The organism is Neobacillus sp. 19 (assembly GCF_049463095.1).
Lineage (GTDB): Bacteria > Bacillota > Bacilli > Bacillales > Cytobacillaceae > Neobacillus.
The window spans coordinates 11,296-28,227 of the sequence record NZ_JBMPZU010000056.1 but is presented as its reverse complement, the minus strand read 5'-3'; the positions used below and the strand labels follow the sequence as shown (position 1 = coordinate 28,227).

At 40.7% G+C, this 16,932-nt stretch carries 23 protein-coding genes and 1 riboswitch; of the genes, 15 read left to right on the top strand and 8 right to left on the bottom strand.

Annotated elements, in window-relative coordinates; genetic code table 11:
• Window positions 1-43 precede the first annotated feature (43 nt).
• The 6 genes from ACO1D1_RS17160 to ACO1D1_RS17135 form a co-directional block, all read right to left on the bottom strand.
• A complete protein-coding gene (locus ACO1D1_RS17160) occupies window positions 44-262 on the bottom strand; it encodes a spore germination protein (protein ID WP_423336548.1) in 219 nt (72 codons plus the stop codon).
• A 62-nt stretch (window positions 263-324) separates the two neighbouring features.
• A complete protein-coding gene (locus ACO1D1_RS17155) occupies window positions 325-711 on the bottom strand; it encodes a spore germination protein GerPE (protein WP_149869252.1) in 387 nt (128 codons plus the stop codon).
• The gene (locus ACO1D1_RS17150) at window positions 692-898 is read right to left on the bottom strand and encodes a spore gernimation protein GerPD (RefSeq protein WP_149869253.1); all 207 of its coding nucleotides are present in this window, start codon (window positions 896-898) and stop codon (window positions 692-694) included. The genes ACO1D1_RS17155 and ACO1D1_RS17150 overlap by 20 nt, the downstream gene beginning before the upstream one ends.
• A complete protein-coding gene (gerPC, locus tag ACO1D1_RS17145) occupies window positions 895-1,521 on the bottom strand; it encodes a spore germination protein GerPC (RefSeq protein ID WP_423336547.1) in 627 nt (208 codons plus the stop codon). Before gerPC ends, ACO1D1_RS17150 begins: the two co-directional genes overlap by 4 nt.
• Before the next feature lie 105 nt (window positions 1,522-1,626).
• Entirely contained in the window at window positions 1,627-1,863 is a 237-nt protein-coding gene (locus ACO1D1_RS17140) for a spore germination protein GerPB (RefSeq protein WP_149869255.1), read from the bottom strand.
• 16 nt (window positions 1,864-1,879) lie between these two features.
• Window positions 1,880-2,101: a spore germination protein gene (locus ACO1D1_RS17135; RefSeq protein WP_149869256.1), complete on the bottom strand. Its 222-nt coding sequence runs from the start codon at window positions 2,099-2,101 to the stop codon at window positions 1,880-1,882.
• A 262-nt stretch (window positions 2,102-2,363) separates the two neighbouring features.
• A riboswitch (cyclic di-GMP riboswitch) is annotated at window positions 2,364-2,450 on the top strand.
• Window positions 2,451-2,584: 134 nt separating this feature from the next.
• Between ACO1D1_RS17135 and ACO1D1_RS17130 the strand changes: the two genes are divergently transcribed.
• From ACO1D1_RS17130 to ACO1D1_RS17070, 13 genes are all read left to right on the top strand, one after another.
• On the top strand, window positions 2,585-2,917 hold the full coding sequence (locus tag ACO1D1_RS17130; protein ID WP_423336581.1) for a DUF192 domain-containing protein: 333 nt from the start codon (window positions 2,585-2,587) through the stop codon (window positions 2,915-2,917).
• A gap of 16 nt (window positions 2,918-2,933) precedes the next feature.
• Complete coding sequence (locus ACO1D1_RS17125) at window positions 2,934-3,122, top strand: Flp family type IVb pilin (protein WP_423336546.1); 189 nt, start codon at window positions 2,934-2,936, stop codon at window positions 3,120-3,122.
• A 115-nt stretch (window positions 3,123-3,237) separates the two neighbouring features.
• Window positions 3,238-3,747, top strand: a complete 510-nt coding sequence (locus ACO1D1_RS17120) for an A24 family peptidase (protein ID WP_423336545.1) — start codon at window positions 3,238-3,240, stop codon at window positions 3,745-3,747.
• Window positions 3,744-4,127: a TadE/TadG family type IV pilus assembly protein gene (locus ACO1D1_RS17115; protein ID WP_423336544.1), complete on the top strand. Its 384-nt coding sequence runs from the start codon at window positions 3,744-3,746 to the stop codon at window positions 4,125-4,127. The genes ACO1D1_RS17120 and ACO1D1_RS17115 overlap by 4 nt, the downstream gene beginning before the upstream one ends.
• Window positions 4,128-4,138: 11 nt before the next feature.
• Window positions 4,139-5,056: a pilus assembly protein TadG-related protein gene (locus ACO1D1_RS17110; protein ID WP_423336543.1), complete on the top strand. Its 918-nt coding sequence runs from the start codon at window positions 4,139-4,141 to the stop codon at window positions 5,054-5,056.
• A 9-nt stretch (window positions 5,057-5,065) separates the two neighbouring features.
• A complete protein-coding gene (gene cpaB / locus ACO1D1_RS17105) occupies window positions 5,066-5,767 on the top strand; it encodes a Flp pilus assembly protein CpaB (protein WP_190284843.1) in 702 nt (233 codons plus the stop codon).
• 20 nt (window positions 5,768-5,787) lie between these two features.
• On the top strand, window positions 5,788-6,639 hold the full coding sequence (locus ACO1D1_RS17100; RefSeq protein WP_149869263.1) for an AAA family ATPase: 852 nt from the start codon (window positions 5,788-5,790) through the stop codon (window positions 6,637-6,639).
• A 4-nt stretch (window positions 6,640-6,643) separates the two neighbouring features.
• Complete coding sequence (locus ACO1D1_RS17095; RefSeq protein WP_190284844.1) at window positions 6,644-8,089, top strand: CpaF family protein; 1,446 nt, start codon at window positions 6,644-6,646, stop codon at window positions 8,087-8,089.
• Entirely contained in the window at window positions 8,086-9,051 is a 966-nt protein-coding gene (locus ACO1D1_RS17090; protein WP_149869264.1) for a type II secretion system F family protein, read from the top strand. The genes ACO1D1_RS17095 and ACO1D1_RS17090 overlap by 4 nt, the downstream gene beginning before the upstream one ends.
• Window positions 9,052-9,070: 19 nt before the next feature.
• Entirely contained in the window at window positions 9,071-9,979 is a 909-nt protein-coding gene (locus ACO1D1_RS17085; RefSeq protein WP_423336542.1) for a type II secretion system F family protein, read from the top strand.
• Window positions 9,980-10,076: 97 nt separating this feature from the next.
• The gene (locus tag ACO1D1_RS17080) at window positions 10,077-10,436 is read left to right on the top strand and encodes a YisL family protein (RefSeq protein WP_149869266.1); all 360 of its coding nucleotides are present in this window, start codon (window positions 10,077-10,079) and stop codon (window positions 10,434-10,436) included.
• A 131-nt stretch (window positions 10,437-10,567) separates the two neighbouring features.
• Window positions 10,568-10,840 (top strand): ubiquitin-like small modifier protein 1, encoded by a 273-nt coding sequence (locus tag ACO1D1_RS17075; RefSeq protein WP_149869267.1) that lies wholly within the window; start codon window positions 10,568-10,570, stop codon window positions 10,838-10,840.
• Between the two features lies 1 nt (window position 10,841).
• Window positions 10,842-11,114 (top strand): hypothetical protein, encoded by a 273-nt coding sequence (locus tag ACO1D1_RS17070; protein ID WP_149872631.1) that lies wholly within the window; start codon window positions 10,842-10,844, stop codon window positions 11,112-11,114.
• Window positions 11,115-11,159: 45 nt separating this feature from the next.
• Here the strand turns inward: ACO1D1_RS17070 and ACO1D1_RS17065 are convergent, their stop codons facing one another.
• Window positions 11,160-12,989, bottom strand: a complete 1,830-nt coding sequence (locus ACO1D1_RS17065) for an aldehyde ferredoxin oxidoreductase family protein (protein ID WP_149869268.1) — start codon at window positions 12,987-12,989, stop codon at window positions 11,160-11,162.
• Between the two features lie 134 nt (window positions 12,990-13,123).
• Here ACO1D1_RS17065 and ACO1D1_RS17060 point away from each other — a divergent pair, with 134 nt between their 5' ends.
• The gene (locus tag ACO1D1_RS17060; protein ID WP_149869269.1) at window positions 13,124-14,152 is read left to right on the top strand and encodes a ThiF family adenylyltransferase; all 1,029 of its coding nucleotides are present in this window, start codon (window positions 13,124-13,126) and stop codon (window positions 14,150-14,152) included.
• Between the two features lie 31 nt (window positions 14,153-14,183).
• Here ACO1D1_RS17060 and ACO1D1_RS17055 read toward each other — a convergent pair whose 3' ends face one another.
• On the bottom strand, window positions 14,184-14,747 hold the full coding sequence (locus ACO1D1_RS17055) for a DUF2777 domain-containing protein (RefSeq protein WP_149869270.1): 564 nt from the start codon (window positions 14,745-14,747) through the stop codon (window positions 14,184-14,186).
• A gap of 230 nt (window positions 14,748-14,977) precedes the next feature.
• Between ACO1D1_RS17055 and asnB the strand changes: the two genes are divergently transcribed.
• Window positions 14,978-16,825 (top strand): asparagine synthase (glutamine-hydrolyzing), encoded by a 1,848-nt coding sequence (asnB, locus tag ACO1D1_RS17050; RefSeq protein ID WP_423336541.1) that lies wholly within the window; start codon window positions 14,978-14,980, stop codon window positions 16,823-16,825.
• The last annotated feature ends 107 nt before the right edge of the window (window positions 16,826-16,932 follow it).

Below are 16,932 nucleotides of genomic sequence, written 5' to 3'. Positions count from 1 at the left end.
GTTTATGTAAATGACATAAACCCATGGATGGTTTATGTCATTTTTAATTATTCCCGGCTATCGGCTGGTCAATCACATTTGTATCAAGTACATTTGTACCACTGATTCCATTATTCGCGACGATTAAGCCACCGGTGTTAAATCCTCCAGAGCCGGCAAAGGTTTTCGTGCTGCTCTTTGGAGAGATATAAACAGTATCTCCGAATTGGACAATTCCTCCGCTCACATTCACGATTTGTACTGGACCAATAATCGCTGGCATTAAAACACACCTTTTCAGTATGAACTATCTAGTTATTTTACCTATACTAACATATGCATTAATTATATGTCCTGTTCATGGCCTTCGAGCAACAGCTGACGGATATGCTTAACTCTTACCTCCATCGAAACATTTCGAGTGTTTCCAACATGTAAAACCGACGAAGAAGAAACAGCCGTAACATCAATGTTATTAACTTTTATGATGGGATTAATATTGTGGCGTAAAAAAGATATTGATTCGGTAATAGGCGGCAATGGCAGAGGCTTTTTAAAAGTTCGATAGGAAGGAAAGTTACCTTCATCCCCGTAGAATATTTCTGCTTCCCTTTGAATAGCAAGGGCCCTGGAAAATCCATTAAGAATGCAGGAATCTCCAAGCTGAATAACGGAGCTGAAAGCCACTTGCTTTACTTCGATATGGTCTACGCTAGAGATTCGGGTTAGCATATCCAGGGGTCACATCGCGTTCTAACGGAACAAATGGCCCAATTATTAAGGATTCTGGTGGTGTGTCAAATGCAGATGTCAGCTGGATGGTTTCCGTATCTCCTATCATAAATAATGAGGAGCTTGCGACCGCCATGATTTTAATATTATCGACATGGAGGATGCGATTGTAAACTTCAAAGTTCATTCCGTCTTCATTCCTTTCACATTCTCAGGTAAGTTAGTTAAAAAGACGATAACACCACTTTGTATTTCCTGCTTTAGTGCTTCGATGATGATTTCTTCGATTGGAGGGGCTTTCGTATCCGGCTGAACCTTAGCGGCGTTCGTTTTAAGATGATAGTCGATCCGGTTAGGCAGCTGTTTGATAATATCTTCTTTAATGAAGGACAAATAGGATTCATTTGCTGGAATCGCCATGTTCCTTTGAGCATCATTCACAATTAGCGGTAAGTCCGTTTCTAAATAGTCATGGATCGCCTCTTCAATTTTCATTGATATTCGCATTTGTTCTTTTGGAGAAAATGGGGTTTTTAATGATTGATTTTGTACTGCAAAGTCTTCAATTCCGGATAAATCGTTAGGATTCAAGCCAATATTTAACGTTCCTTCAAGAGTCTCAACTTTCAATTGGTCAAATTTATATTCAATCCTCTCCACATTAATCGCGGGTTTCTCCCCTATTTGCGTTATATCAGCTCTTAATTTTTGAATTGTCTGTTCTAAAGCTTCAATTCTCTTCTCCTGCGCCTGAATAGACATCTGCAGCCATTGAAGATATTGGTAAAGATCCTGATACAAGTAAATCACCTCGCCAGCGAATCGCCTTTTTGAGCTTGTGTTCTAACTATATGCACAAACTCAGTTGGATTTGCTTCTTTTCCACAAGTTCATAAGGCTGACAAGGTTTTTCCATTACCTGACCGGAGCCTGTAATGGTACTGAAGGTGTCAGTATTTGTTCTGAAGGTGCCGGTATTTGTCCTTCTGGTTTAATTCCTGCTGGCGCCGGTTTTATGAAACCGCCAGTATTATATAGATGTGCTAGAGGCTTTATGATTCCGGCACTGCCAATTTGCAGGACAGAGGAATTGGTAATTCCACCAATTTTTATGAAATTAATCTGAATGGACTGCTGAATATAAAAATTCAATTTGACCACCCGTTCATTACATATTAAGGAAATTATTTTGGTCTATGACATCTGGGTCAGAAGTATTTGTTGAACTTAATCGGTTGTAAACATCAACCTGATCGCCTGTATTAAAGGAACCAGCTCCAGAAAATGTTTTGGCCGTAGCAAATGGCATAATTTTATAGACATCGCCAATATGAAAAACAGAGCTGTTTCCAAGTGTAATGACCTGTGCAACCCCAACAATTGCTGGCATGAGCACCACCCTTTGTTCATTTTCTCTTTTACATCATATGTATAGGCGGATATAATGTGATTTATTCGCCTAAATATACCCATTGACACTAGTGAGGATTACTTATTTACGGGTATTTTTCATATTTTTTAAGGGTTGAACATTAAAATAGTAATAAATACCTATGCTTTTCGACATAAAATGATAAATTAGTAGGATATTCGATAGGTTTAAAAAGTACTAATATGTGTGTAAGAGATCAGTCGGAAAAACAAACACTGATTCTCGATAAAGGCAAAACTGATGAAAATCAGTGACGCAAAGCTACAGGGGCTAAGGTGCTTTTGCACTACGCCAGCCAGTTACCGAAAGAAAAGGGTGTTTCATATTAGATATTTATGTATACATAGCTTTTTTATGTGTCTATAAATTTCTATGTCTATTAACCCCCCTTTCGGTAAAGGCGGGGTTATTTCTATTTTGGAGGTGAAATCATTGAAAGTCGTGAATCTGACAAACGGAGCGGAACTGGCAAACTATGTATCAACCGCGGATACCTTTTTTAAAAGGCTGAAGGGTCTGATGTTTTCGAAAAGTTTACCAGCAGGACACGGCTTATTAATCCAACCCTGCCAATCGATCCATACCTTCTTCATGAAATACTCCATCGATGTCCTATACTTAAGCAAAGATTTAGAAATTGTAGGCCTGGACGAAACGGTACAGCCTGCAAAGGTAGGAAAGATTCGAAAAAAAGCATATTCTGTGCTGGAACTGCCGGCAGGCACCATTCAGAAAACAGAAACGAAAATTGGAAACTATGTAACTATAAAATGAAAAGGGGTTTTTACAAATGATGAACAAAATGAAGGCTTTATTAACTGAAGAACAAGGACAAGGTATGACAGAGTATGGATTAGTGTTGGGTGTTATTGCTGTTGGAGTTGTTACCATCCTTGTCACCATGCGCGGACAGATTCAAGGATTGTTCCAAAAAGCAACTGACGCTTTAACTGAATCTACCAAAACTCCAACACCTTAATTTGGAAAACAGATTTATTCTATCCAGCCTTGCGTTTTGCTGCAAACGTAAGGCTGTTTTACTATCAAAAGGCAGATTGCGGACCATGACATCTTGTTAGAAAGGAGCGCACGAAGTGTGGAGTAATTATTTATTAATTATACTTTTAATCATCTGCGTTATTACGGATCTCAAGGAGCGGAAGATTTACAATGTGGTGTTATTTCCAAGTTTATTGCTGGCGTGGATCATCCATGCTGCGACGGGCGGGCTTTCCGGTTTGACAACGGCATTGCTTGGAACAGTTGTTGGTTTGGGCATTTTATTCATTCCCTATCTTCTTGGTGGTATGGGAGCGGGCGACGTTAAGCTGCTGGCTGTTATTGGCGGCATAAAAGGAATCGGGTTTGTGCTTTGGGCCTCTCTATATATGGCGTTAGCAGGCGGAATCATCGCTATTTTTGTCCTTCTTTTACGTAAAGGATTCCTGAAACGAACTCTTTACTATATCCATAGTTTAAAGCACGGTCTTCATGTTTCACTCATCGACAGCAAAGAGACAGGGAAGTCAACATTCCCATACGGTGTTGCGATTGCAGCTGGAGCACTGTACCAAATCTTTTTCCCAGGTGTTCTCCCGTTATGAGAAAAGATGAACGAGGCCAATCGCTGGTTGAAACAGCACTCATCTTACCAATCTTTTTATTGATTTTGGTGGGTATCCTTGATTTTGGCAGATTAACCTATTCCTATGCCCATTTACACATGGCTGCACAGGAAACAGTAAGGCTTGCCGGCTTAGGTGAAAAGGATGTGGATCTTACTGCCTTTGCCCAAAAATACGTTCATTTAGGGAACAAAACGGATTTAGTGGTCCTACCTTCACCGAAGGATTCCTTAAGGCACTCGGGAGATTATGTCAAGGTCACCCTGCGGTATCCCTTTCAATTTTTTACGCCATTTGTGTCAAAGCTGTTTCCCTCCCCGTTTATGATTGAAACGGATTCAACGATTCGCGTGGAATAGAAGGTGTTTGTATGCAGTATTTTTTAAAAAAAATAGTAAATGATGAGCAAGGAAATGCCCTGATTCTTGGTGCTGTCACAATGATGTTCATCTTGTTTATGGCTGGACTTGCAATAGATGGCAGCTTACTTTATATGAAAAAAAGTCAATTGCAAAAGGAAGCAAATGCCGCCGTCCTTTCAGGTGCACAAGAGTTGCCTAATACAGAGCAAAAAGTAACGGATACCGTTCAAACGGTATTAAATGCCCATAAGGACGCAGCATCATTGTCCAAGCTGGATATTACTTTAGGTCAGAAAGTGTCAGCGACATTAACGAAACCTGTAGATCTGTCCTTTGCCCGAGTTTTTGGTTTGGAACAGGTAAATGTCAAGGCCCATGCAGCGGCAGGCCTGGCTGCTGTTGGCAAATCGGTCGGTGCGGCTCCTTTGGGAATTGATGAAAGTATCCCGCTTGAATACTTGAAGGAGTATAAATTAAAGGTCGATTCATCAGATTCACTTACCGGTAATTTTGGAATATTAGCGCTCGGCGGACCAGGGGCGAAGACATACGAAGAAAATCTGCGTGTAGGCTATCAATCGGAAATAAAAATTAATGATGTGATTGATACCCAAACCGGTAATATAGCCGGTAAAACCAGGGATGTCGTCAATATGCGTGTCAATGGGTGTTCACAGCCTCCTGGTGATTATAGCCTGCGCGATTGTTCGAGGATTCTCTTGGTATTAGTCTATAAACCATATAATTATGGCGGCGGACAAATGAAACAAGTTCAAGTAACAGGGTTTGCTTATTTTTACATTACGAGTCCGATGAATACGAATGATACTTCCATTACTGGAGTTTTTATAAAAAGAGCAGGCTCGGGAGAATATGTCGAGGGAAGCAAGGATAGAGGAGCATACAGCATTCGATTAACGAAGTAGGTGATAATTGTGAAAGCGAAAATGGTTTTAATGCTATCACTTGTTATGGGGGCTATAACCACCATTTTGTTTTTTCAATATATGAAGCAGATGAATACAGAACCAGCTGCAGCAGTTGAAATGGTTGATGTAGTGGTGGCGAGGGAAAAAATTGATAAAAACGAAAAAATTAGTGCTCAGAAGCTGGAAATAGTGAAAATATCAGAAAAAGACATTCTTCCAGAAACAGTTAAAACAATATCTGAAGCTGAAGGTAAACTTGCGACAGCCATGATTGAAAGAGGCGAACCGATTTTCTCTCATCGGCTTGGCACGGAGAAAGAGGAAGGTGTGTATGTGTCGCGCAAAGTGAGGGAAGGCTTCACAGCCGTATCCGTTGGTGTAAACATTAACCAGTCAGTCTCCAATTTAATAGAGCCTGAAGATGAAGTAGACGTTGTTTTTACAAAAATAATCAAGGACGCTGCCAATCAAGATATAACCGAATCGGTGATGTTGCTTAAAAAAGCACGGGTATTAGCGGTAGGCAGGAAGATGCAGACACCGGAAAATACCAAGGAGCCCTATGCGGAATATAGCTCTGTCACGTTAGAATTAAAACCAGATGATGCTGTAAAGCTTGTGAATGCCTCTGAAGCAGGGAAGATTCATTTTATCTTAAATAAACGTCCACTAATGACGGAAGAAAATAAACCGAAGCAAAATGATTAAGTTATGGAAGGTGACCATTCATGACAAGCCATGAAAATACGCAGACTGCACAAGTTAATTTAGAACCGCAGCGGGGGAAATTAATAGCTGTTTGCAGTGCAAAAGGCGGTATTGGTCGCACTACACTAACCGTTAATTTAGCCGTTGCTCTAATGAAGAAAAATGTGACAGCGGCTATTTTGGATGGTGATTTTCAGTTTGGCGACGTTAACCTTGCGATGGATTTAAAGTTCTCCTTCACCATTAAAGAGGTGATTGAGAGTATAGGGATCATTGACGAGCACAGCCTTGCCAATTATTTAGCTGTTCATGAAAGCGGAGTCAGAGTTCTTTCAGCACCGGACCGGCCGGAGTATGCCGATTTAGTGACAAATGAGGCTGCTGACAAAGTAGTGGATATCATGCTGATTGGACACGATTATGTTTTGGTCGATACACCGGTAGGCTTAAATGAGCAATCGCTTCGATTCATTGAGAGGGCAGATCAAATCCTTGTCATTACCAATTTGGAAATGGCGGCATTAAAAAATACAAAACTTTATTTGGAAACACTCGATATTTTGGGACTTAGAGACAAGGTAAGAGTCGTCATTAATCGTGCAAATATGGAAAGTGTGATTAAAGCAACTGATGCGGCAAAAATCTTAGCCGCAGAAAATCCAATATATATTCCAAATGATTTTCAAATTTGTTCTCAATCGATTAATCTTGGGGTTCCATTTGTGATCAAGCATGGGAAGTCAGATGTGGCAAAAGGCGTGTTTAAAATGGCGGAGCTCTTATCGGGCGGAAATGGTTCAAGCACGCTTAAGTCCAAGAAAAAGAATCCCCATTTAGGCAAATGGTTTTCCAAAAAAGATAGGAGGGATTGAATAAATGGGTCTCTTACATCGAATTCAAGAAAAAAACAATCAATTCCAAAGGGAGTCAAGCAGCACAGATTCTCCTCCTGAAAATCAAACTCCCTCACCAAAGCATGATCTATTGCAGGTATATCGCGACCATCGGCCAAAAGAACAAAAGAAGGAACAGAAGAAAGAAAAGGTGAGGGTGCGTCAACTAGACAAAAATCATGAACTTAAAAATGTTCTGCATCGTAAAATTTTGCAAGAGTTAAAAGAACAGGAAATTGAGGATATTATTCCAAAGCTTGACGGAATGGCAGTTGAGATTATTAAAGATGAAGAAGAGTTTCGCGGTCAAATTGATCGAAAAAAAGTAGTAGATGACATGATTAATGATTTAACGGGATTCGGTCCGATCAATCCACTGCTATTGGATGAGGATGTCTCGGAGGTCATGGTGAATGGACCAAATCAAGTATACTGTGAGCGGAAAGGGAAGCTCGTGTTAACAACCGTGGAATTTCGAGACAATGAGCATGTCATGAGCGTGATTGAAAAAATTGTTGCTCCCCTTGGGCGGAGAATCGATGAAAGTTCACCAATGGTAGATGCAAGGCTTCCAGATGGATCACGTGTGAATGCCATTATTCCACCGCTGGCATTAAATGGTCCTACGATAACCATTAGAAAATTTTCAAAGGATCCCTATCAAATTGAAGATTTGATTAACTTTGGAACGGTAACAAAGGAAATGGCCATCTTTCTTGATGCGTGTGTAAAAGCAAGGTTGAACATGTTCGTAAGCGGTGGAACAGGATCAGGCAAGACAACGACACTTAATGTTCTATCCAATTTTATCCCGGAAGACGAAAGAATTGTAACGATTGAGGATGCTGCCGAAATCCAGCTGGGACAGGAGCATGTGGTTTCATTAGAGTCACGCCCTCCTAATATTGAAGGAAAAGGAGCCATCTCCATTCGAGATCTTGTTAGGAATTCATTAAGGATGAGACCTGATCGTGTCATTATTGGTGAGGTTCGCGGCGGTGAAGCCCTTGATATGCTGCAGGCCATGAATACAGGACATGATGGGTCACTCGCAACAGGTCACTCCAATAGCCCGCGGGATATGATTTCACGCCTTGAAACGATGGTTCTGTTAGCTGGGGTTGAATTGCCGGTGAAAGCGATTCGGGAACAAATTTCCGGAGCCATTGATGTGATTATCCAGCAGTCCCGGCTAAAAGATGGTTCTAGAAAAATTGTCAGTATCACCGAAGTCCAAGGGATGGAAGGCGAAATCATCGTCCTTCAAGATATCTTTACTTTTAAACAGGAGGGACTTAACGAAGAAGGGAAAATAATTGGGCGCCTTGTCCCGACCGGAGTAAGGCCAAAATTTTATGAACGTCTCGAAGCTTCCGGTATTCATATTCCCGCATCCGTGTTTATTGAAAATGAGGAGTGGCGGCATTGATCTATCTACTCTTATTTTTCTTTTTATTAACCGCTGTTTTTTTCTTTTGGTTCATTTTCAAACTAGTCTTTCGTTCAAAAAATACGCTACAGGATCGAATGCAACATTATCTCGCGATTAATGAGGAAAAGGCAAGCGTAGACATAGTTAAAGTAAAGCAGTTTTCTTTTATCAACTTGATGAAAGAAAAAATTCAAAAACAGGTTTTAACAAAAGAAAAAAACACAAAACTTGAAACTAAGCTTGCCCGGGCGGGATTGCCGCTAAAGCCAGAGGAATATATCCTCTTTCAATGGATATTAACGGCATTTCTAGGCGGTGTATTCTATTTAATTACGGGTAATTGGTTCTTTATCCTCCTTGGAGGTTCAATTGGTTTCGTACTCCCCAAATGGTTTTTAAGGAAAAAACAACGCGAAAGAGTCACTAAGTTTAATGAAGGACTTGCTGATATGATTACCACCATTGTCGGAAGTTTACGAGCAGGATTTAGCTTTCCGCAGGCACTTAAATCTGTTGTGGAAGAAGCAGCTTCGCCAATTAAGGAGGAAATGGATTTCGTCTTGAAGGAAATGCAATATGGGAAAAGTATTGAAGATGCATTGAACGATTTAAAGGAACGGATGCCAAGTGATGATTTGGATTTAATGATCCAGGCCATTTTAATTCAACGGCAAGTTGGTGGAAATCTTGCAACGGTGCTTGACAAGATTGTCGAAACGATCCGTGACCGCACGAAAATCCATCGGCAAATCTCTACCCTTACAGCCCAAGGGCGGTTATCAGGCTATGTAATTGCACTATTGCCTGTATTTCTGGGAATGTTCCTTTATATGATTCAGCCTGACTATATTGGAACACTCTTTCATCATCCAATTGGGATTACACTGCTTGCAGCGGGACTCGTTTCAGGAATTATTGGGTTTCTGTTAATTAAAAAAATAACGAATATCGAGGTGTAGATATTTGCTCTATTTTTGTTTGTTTTTAACTGTCACATTAGGAATCTATGGGACTTTTCTTATTCGTTCAAATAAAAATGAAACGGTCAAGGAGCGAGTTGAGTTCTTTCTTTTAAATGACACTGTAAATCGGATAGAAGACGTTCCAGAGGAGAAGCAACAATCATTCCTGGACAGATTTATCAAGCCCATGGTGGTAGATTTTAAAAAAAGCTTTAAAAAGAGAATGCCGGGGGAAAAAGAAGCAAAGATTGACCAGAAACTTCAAATGGCAGGAAATCCATTCGGCATAACAGCAGTTGATTTTCGCTTAATCCAGACTGTTTCCTTATTTTTGATGCCGCTTATCTTTTTTGGTTATGGTTCGATTTTACATGCCGGAACAGGTGTAGTGATTGTTTTTGTATTAATGGGAATCCTGATTGGATTTTTTGCCCCGCATCTTTATTTAAAGCAAAAAACAAAGACTAGGAATCGTTTGGCATTACGGGAATTTCCGGATCTATTGGATCTGTTAACGGTTAGTCTTGAGGCAGGGCTTGGTTTTGACGGTGCGATTACGAAAGTAGTAGCCAAAAAAGAAGGTGTTCTCTCGCAGGAATTTCATCGCTGCCTAGAGGAAATCCGTCTTGGGAAGACAAGGAGAGAGGCGCTTTCCGGTATCAGAGACAGGCTGGATGTTGATGAAATAAAGGCATTTATCAGCAGTGTCCTGCAGGCGGAGAAGCTGGGAATCGGACTGGTTCAAGTCCTTCGGGTCCAGTCTAATGAAGTAAGGGAACAGCGTAAGCAGCGGGCTGAGGAAACAGCTATGAAGGCACCAATCAAAATGCTCTTTCCGTTGGTGTTATTTATCTTTCCCAGTTTATTTATTGTCTTGCTGGGGCCGGCAGTCATCCAATTTATTGAAACCTTTAAAAATGGTTAATCTAGTTAAACGGATCGCGAAGTGGAGTGTTTTCTTTATATTTCATATAAGCCTATGGTATGATAGTCTCGATTGAGTATACATAGGAGGTAAAGAAATGATTCATGGTCATGTAACAGCATGGGTGTTAGCTCTAATTTTATTTTTTGTTGCACTGTTATTAAACAAGAGTGGGAAAGCCAAAGGATTTAAAATTGTCCAAATGATTTTACGAGTATTGTACCTGCTTATTATTGCCACAGGCATTGGACTTCTTTTTTCGTTGACCAAGATTGATGTTTGGTATATTTTAAAAGCGGTCGCGGGACTATGGGTTATCGGTTTATTTGAAATGATCCTTGGAAGAGCCGCAAATAACAGAAGAACTTCCGCATTTTGGATTCAGTTTGTTGTGGCATTTTTGCTTGTATTATATTTAGGCTTTGAAAAATTACCAATGTCTATTTTCAATGTATAAGCATATGCGTCAAGACTAAGGCTGCCTCAGAAACCCTGGGGCAGCTTTTTTAATAGTTAAAGAAGGAAAACAACGTGACAAGAAAAGATATAGGTTTTATTATTGAAGGTAGTAGAGAGGAGAGGATACATATGCTCGTAAAAGTGTTTGCAAATCTCCGTGAAATATGTGGAGGAGTAACAGTAAAGGTGCAGCCTGATGGGGATCGGGTGATTGATGTGCTGAATAAAATGGTGGAAATGTTTCCTGATTTACAGGATGAAATTTTTACCCCGAACAAAGAGCTGCTTCCATTTGTTCATGTTTATGTAAACGGCAGGAATATCATCCATCTTGATGATCTTCAGACGATCATTGCGGAAGAGGATCAATTTGCGTTATTCCCTCCTGTTGCTGGTGGATAATATGGCTTTAATAGATTTAGAGTTTCGAGGAATCAGTAAGGAGCATCTTGGAATGTATTTCATCGAGCTCGGTGCCATCCAGGTGACGGATACCTTTCCCTATGTTTTTAAGGCAGATGGCTGGAACGGGCAAATTTTGTCAGAAGAAGAAATCGAATTTACCGCTACATTTAAGGTAAAGGCAATGAAGGTTCGCTTTCAAGCTGATCGGGAAAACGTGCTTGAAGATGTTATAAAAAAATATCGCTTCAAAACAACAAGAATTGGTGGATAATAAAACAAGGCTTCTGCAGCTAATGGCAGAAGCCTTGTTTTATTTTTAAACTAATTGATTTTCGGCATCGATAATCCCTAATTCACGAAGTTTATCATTAGGTACAAGTCCATCTTTCCAGCCGCGTACTTGATAATACTCTTCAAGCATGATATCCATATGGCTTACATGACCTGTGCTGTTACCAGATGCAGGTTCGTCTGTAAAGCGTTTTGGAAGGAAATCATCCTCACGTTTATCAAATCCTGCCAGGTTATTATAATAACGCTCGAGGTTATAAATTCTTTCTCCAGCCTTCATCACGTCATCGGCTGTCATTGGAATACCAGTCATTGCGCTATATTGTTCCGCGTAATGCTCCGCATTTTCAGAGAAGGAAGAGAACTTACAAATGTTCATAGAATCAGAGAAGGCAAGCATATCTTGGAATACTTTTAAAAGTTCACCTTTTCCTTCAGGCTTCAGGCGGTCAGTTGGTTCCGGAATACCGGCAATTTCACTTGCAACCGTATAGCCGCGCAGGTGGCAGGCACCACGGTTACTCGTTGCATACCCAAGCCCAATCCCTTGGATTCCACGCGGGTCATAGGCCGGAATGGACTGGCCTTTCACAGACATGGACAGTTCAGGTGCCCCCCAAGAGGCAGCTGCACGTGCAGGACCTTCCGCAAGTGTACCTCCAAAGCCTTCACGGAAAGCAATTTTTCTTGTCAATTCAATCATCGAATCGGCATCTCCCCAAATTAGCTCTTCAGAGATAATTCCTTTTTCAAAAGCCTCCATTGTTACAGAGAAGGCATGCCCTAGTTCTATTGTGTCTAGACCGTACTCATTACAGCGGTCAATCATATATGAAATGGCTTCGGCATCGCTTAACAAGCAGTTAGAGCCTAGAGACCAGGCGGATTCAAACTCAATGCTTTCTACCCGTGTTTTATATTTACCATCTTTTACTTCGACTTCAATTTTACAGCCGACAGGGCAGGCATGGCAGGTATTGTTTGCAACACGCAAATGAGTGTTCACATACTCACCACTGTGCTTTTCTGCTTCCTCCCAATGAGTGTATTGGGAATTTTTCGTTGGCAGTGCGCCAACCTCGTTAATTAAGTTTGTTAAAACGTTTGTACCATAAACGGATAATCCGCCTTTATTTGGCGCTGTTAAGCCGCCATCAAGGATTGCCTTTACTGCTTTTTTGTTGGCTTCTTTATATTCACTCTCTAATTTTGCTACAGGCATATTGCCTTTTTGGGCTGCCTTGATCACAATTGCCTTGAGTTTTTTATATCCGGCAACTGCTGCAGTACCGCCACGCCCAGCGGCACGGTCATGCTCATTAATAAATGAGGCAAAACGAACGGTGTTTTCGCCTGCCTGACCAATGGTCATAACACTTAAATCATCTTCACCATATTGGTCCTTCATGGCCTGAATAAACGCTCTTGTACTTGTTCCCCATAAATTTGATGCATCACGGAGTTCTGCTTTGCCATCTTCAATGTAAAGGTAGACGGGCTTGTCGCTTTTTCCGGAGAAAATAAGATTGTCGACGCCTGCCCACTTTAGACGTGCAGCCGTCCATCCGCCGATATGGGAGTCCGTAACGGTCCCTGTAAGCGGGGATTTTGTTACAACGCAAAGACGTCCACTCATGGATGAACGTGAACCGGTAACCGGACCGGTCATAAAACATAAAATATTTTCTGCAGACAATGGCTCAACATCAGGGCCATTATCTAATACATATTTAACCCCCAAACCGCGGCCGCCTATGTACTTTTTCGCATCAATCTCGTTAATGGGTCTGTAATTCACTGTACCGTTTGTTAAATCAACTAAGACTTCATTGTTTTTAAAACCGCCTAGATTCATAGTATTTCCTCCCATTCCTTTTATTTACTCAATATTAGTATACACTTTTTTGTAATATTTTTAAAATTGAAATTTATATTATGAGAGAATTTGATATGATAATAGTAATATCCTTGATAGAAAAGGGGAATTTCATGAGTAACTTAGAGAGGTATTCGAGACAAATTCTATTTCCTGCGATTGGGGAAGAGGGACAACGGAAGTTGCTGAAAAGCCGTGTTGTTATCGTTGGTGCCGGCGCACTTGGCACCGTGATAGCGAATCATCTTGTCCGGTCAGGTGTCGGCTCCTTAAGGCTGATTGACAGGGATCTAGTTGAACTATCTAATCTGCAGCGACAGACCCTTTTCGATGAAGAGGATGCAGCATTGCATCTTCCGAAGGCAGTTGCGGCACAAAATAGACTGAAAAAAATTAATTCAACTGTTTCGGTAGAGGCGGTAATATCAGATGTAAACCTTGATAATGCAGAAGATTTATTGGCGGGCTACGATGTGATTGTAGATGGTACCGACAACTTTATGACGCGCTTCTTAATCAATGACGTAGCAGTTAAGCATGGGAAACCATGGGTGCATGGGGCGGCCGTAAGCTCGCGGGGGATGTTTGCCGTGTTTAAACCGGGGATAACCCCTTGCTACCGCTGCCTTTTTCCGCATGTCCCATCCGGTACCGGTGAAACATGCGATACTGTTGGGGTATTGTCACCTCTGACAGATATTATCGCTTCCTTTCAAGCGATGGAAACAATCAAGCTATTAGTTGGGGCAGAGACCACCCCTAATTTGGAACAAATCGATATATGGGATGTAACTTCAATGCAAATGGATATTTCGCAAGGGAAAAATCCTAATTGTCCTTCATGTGTAAAAGGGCAATTTGATTTTCTTGACCGCTCCTCCGAGCAGCAAGTAGCCTTCACGACACTATGCGGACGGGATACAGTCCAAATTAATCCAAGAAATAAACGCGAGCTTGATATTATAAAGGCAAAATCTAAACTTAGTAAAAGCGGAAAGGTCTCAGGGAACGAATTTTTACTCCGTTTTTCCCCAGATGAGGACATATCCATTGTTGTATTTAAGGATTCCCGCGTACTCATCCATGGTACCAATGATATCGTCAAAGCAAAAATGCTCTATTCCAAGTATATTGGAAATTAAAAAAGGCTGGAGGGTTCTCCAGGCCTTTTCTTTATGAAATCATTTTTTCGATGACTAATCGTTTACCAGTATTTAAAGTAAATTCAAACCGATCATTGACCTTTTCGTAATAACAAAAATGATGCTGCACATTACAAATTTGCTCTTGATTGTCAAATACCATAAAATTCACACCATCTTTGCGATGTTCATCCGACAGGAAAGATAAATGGTTATAGCAGTAAATGCAATCGTAAATGGAAAAATTTAAGGAATTTAATGTCGTAACGAACTGGAAAAAGGCATCATCGTTCACCCCATCTAACAATCGTTCGAGCGAGTAAATTAAATGTTTCCTCATTCTAATCGTATCCTGATCCCGAAGCATAATCGCTTCTTTACCGCAATGGATTTTTCCCGGTTCACGCAATATGCCTTTCTTCCAGCGGTTCAACCGGAAGATTTCAATTTCTTGATGAACGAAATCATCCAACATCGTAGCTTCTTCCGTTTCCTCATCAAAAAATATCCATTGATTGTTTATTTGCTCCACTGTTCCTTCGTTGTAAGCTCGTTGTTGGAAATCATATAGTTTTAGTCGTTGTTGTCGATTCATCGTTAACCTCCACACTCAGTTGCTTTCATTTTTCTTTTTAGACATCTTCGTGACATTTTATAACCTTATTATTTTTCAAAAAATAAGTATAAAAATTTCATTGTTATACATTTTGCCGAACTTTATGTGAATTCAGATCTTTACGGGACAATTAACCATTTAACATGGGCTGAATACAATAGAGCATGCACCTAAAGATCAGTAATCGATGGTAAGGGAGTGAGATGTCAATGTGCGGAATCTCGGGGTGGCTAGATTTTGAACAGCCGATAAGAAACGAAGCCAAAACATTAAATAAAATGGTGAATACGCTAGCAAAGAGAGGCCCGGATGAAACCAACATTTGGTTCGATACACATGTTGGTTTTGGTCATAAACGGCTGATTGTTGTCGACCCTGAAGGGGGAAGACAACCGATGTCCAAACAAAAAGATGGATTTGATTACAACATTTGCTACAACGGGGAATTATATAATACTGAAGATATCCGCAAAATACTCCATACTAAAGGATATTCCTTTAAAGGTCATTCTGATACAGAAGTTCTGTTAACTGCCTATATAGAATGGGCGGAGGAGTGTGTAAATTTTTTAAACGGCATATACGCCTTTGCTATTTGGGATAGTAAAAGGGAACAACTCTTTATTGGACGAGATCGTCTTGGGGTAAAACCATTATTTTTCACAGAACATCATAAAGGTCTAATTTTTGCATCAGAGTTAAAGGCGATCCTAGCCCATCCGGAAATCAAGACAGAAATTGACCAAGAAGGGCTTGCTGAAATTTTTGGCGCAGGACCATCAAGGGCTCCAGGGTCCGGAGTATTTAGAGGGATAAAAGAGCTGAGACCTGCCCATGCCCTAACTTTTTCAAGAAATGGTCTAAAAATTTGGCGTTATTGGAATGTAAAAAGCGTAGAACATAAGGAAAGTGTGGAGGAAACAGCTGAAAAGGTTCGCTACTTAGTAACGGATGCAGTAACGAGACAGCTCGTATCGGATGTGCCATTATGTACTTTCTTATCAGGAGGACTTGATTCCAGCATCATTACGGCTATTGCTGCAAAAGGATTTGAAGAGCAGGGCAAAGGGCAGCTCCATACGTATTCGATTGATTATGAAGGAAATGATCAATATTTTTCCTCAAATGAATTTCAGCCGGATGCTGACGAGAGATTTATTCAAATGATAACAGATGAATACAAGACCAAGCATTTTAATAAAACTATTTCACAGCAGCAACTAGTTACGGATTTATTGGAAGCAACACATGTTAGAGATTTTCCGGGAATGGCAGATGTGGATTCCTCCTTACTATGGTTTTGTAAAGAAATCAAAAAGGACTTTGTTGTCAGCCTCTCGGGAGAATGCGCGGATGAAATTTTCGGCGGGTACCCATGGTTTCATCGTAAACAAGATTTAGAGCGGCCAGGGTTTCCTTGGATGCGATCTGTCAATGAACGGCAAAGTTTATTAAAATCACATTGGCAGGAAAAATTGAAATTACAAGAATATAGTATGGAACAATACCGCCAAGCAATTGCAGAAACCCCTAAATTAGATGGGGAAAGTGCGGTGGAAGCGAAGAGAAGAGAATTATTTTATATCAATATGACATGGTTCATGACGACATTGCTTGATCGAAAAGATCGAATGAGTATGGGAGCAAGCTTGGAGGTACGAGTGCCATTTGCGGACCACCGACTTGTCGAATACGTATGGAATATCCCATGGGAGATGAAAATGTACCGGGGAAGGGAAAAAGGGATTCTACGCAAAGCATTTGAGGGGTTTCTTCCAGAAGAAGTTCTCTACCGGAAGAAAAGTCCTTATCCAAAAACACATAATCCTGCCTATACCATTTCCATCCAAAAATGGATGGAGACGATTCTGCAAGATAAAACCTCTGCACTGCATGAATTTTTTCAAAAGGAACGATTGGAAAAGATTGTCGAGACTGGAGGGGAATCATTTCACGAGCCATGGTTTGGCCAACTGATGACCGGGCCGCAATTATTGGCCTATCTTGTGCAGCTTCACACATGGTTTAAAGATTACAATATTAATATAGTGAATTAAAAAGCCATCAAAAAGTCCCGATAATATTTGGAATAAAAACGTGATTCGATTAAAATGAGTAGTGGGAAGAGGGAACATGTCCTCTTCCTTTTAGAGGAGGAAAACAA